Source organism: Streptomyces adelaidensis (genome assembly GCF_016598475.1).
GTDB lineage: Bacteria > Actinomycetota > Actinomycetes > Streptomycetales > Streptomycetaceae > Streptomyces > Streptomyces adelaidensis.
Map to the genome: position 1 here is coordinate 1 of NZ_JAEMUX010000221.1, position 1589 is coordinate 1589.

The following is a 1589-nucleotide window of genomic DNA, read 5'->3' on the forward strand; positions in this document are numbered from 1 at the left end:
GTAGCTATTCAGCGGGTTGAGGTTGTGTGATCACGCTGCTGGGGTGTCGGGGGTGAGGGCATGCGGGATCCACGCCCCGGTGGTGAACAGGCGCTTGAGTGCGTCGTAGCGGTTGATGCCCCACTTGCCTGCGGTGGACAGGTAGGACTGGACGATCGCGAAGTCGGCCAGGCCCTGGAGGGTTCTCCAGCAGCCTCCGGAGGAGCGTTGCTGGACCTTGGCGGGTCTGATGTCCCTCTCGGCCTGGTTGTTGGTGAAGGGGACGGTGAGATCGGTGGCGAAGCGGAGGATGACCTCGCGGTGTTCCTCGAAGCGGCGGGTCAGGGTGTTGGCGTGTGCGGCCAGTTCGGTGTTCTTGGCCCGGTTGTCCTGGCGGGCGCGGGCCAGCGCCCCGGCATACAGCCGGTGGATCACCCGCAGCTCGTCCTCGGCCAGCGCCTCGCGTCCCACACTCCGGGCCGCGCTTGCGAGGCGGTGGGCCTCCAGCAGGGTGTCGGCCATGGCGCGGGCCCACAACTGGCCCTCGCGGTCGGCCTCGTGGATCCCACGCAGATCACGCAGCAGATGGGCACCGCACCAGGCATGCAGGACCTGGTCGAGATGGGAGTAGCCCGCATACCCGTCGCGGACCAGGGTCCCGCTCAGGTGGGGAAGGACGTCGCCGGCATCGATGGCGGCAGCCGAGCGGTTGCCGCTGTGTATCACGGTGAGATGCTCGGTGGCCGCGACATGCAGGAAAACCGTCGCGCCCGCGGTGCGGGTGAACGTCTCGTCCGCGTGCACGACCGGGGCGCCGGCCAGCAGGGCGCGCACCGCGGGCAGGAACCCGGCTTCGAGCAGGCGGGCCGCCCGGCCGCGCAGTCCCGCCGCGAAGCCGGTGGACACCTGCACTCCGCACAGTTCCATGACCAGCAGCGTGGAGCGGTGCACCGGGATGTGGTGCCCCAGGACCGCATCGGCGACCTTCGCGGTGACACCCGGCCCGTACTGGACGGCGGAATCGACCCCGGCAGGGAAACTCCCCATCTGCTTCTTCCCGCAGCCGGGGCAGCACTTGACCTCGGACGCGTATTCGACGGTCTCGATCGGCGCGGGTTCGGGCAGATCGAAGACCTGCCGGCGCCGTACCTCACGCACCGGTACCTCCACCAGCGCTGTGGCGCAGCCCGTACACGCGGCCGGGGCCGGGATGTGGATCCGCCCGGTGGGCTGATCGACCTGCCGCAGCGTGGTCCCGGGACCGCCTGGCTGCTTGCCCGGTTTACGCCCGGACTTCGTACGCGAGGAACCACCCCGAGGACGGCGGCCCGGACCGTCCGAGGACGGCGGCTTGGACGACGTCGAGGAGTCCTTCGACAACTTCAGCACCAACGCCTGGACCTGCGCGGTCAGTTCACCGACCTGCACCAGGAGCGCATCGATCCGCGCGTCCTTGGCCGCCTCACGCTCCCGCGCCGCAGCCAACTCCGCGCGCAGCGCGGCGAACTCGGCGGCAAGCCCTTCACCGGGGCGGGCAGGATCGGTCACTCCACAAGCCTAGCGATCAAGCGACCCGGCCACCGCACCGACCGCACCCCGCTGAATAGCTA

General features: G+C 70.0%; 1 protein-coding gene. It reads right to left on the reverse strand.

Annotated features, from left to right (window positions below; all coding sequences use genetic code 11):
- Window positions 1-30: 30 nt before the first annotated feature.
- Complete coding sequence (gene tnpC, locus I8N67_RS41425) at window positions 31-1476, reverse strand: IS66 family transposase (RefSeq protein ID WP_200309481.1); 1446 nt, start codon at window positions 1474-1476, stop codon at window positions 31-33.
- Window positions 1477-1589: the final 113 nt, after the last annotated feature.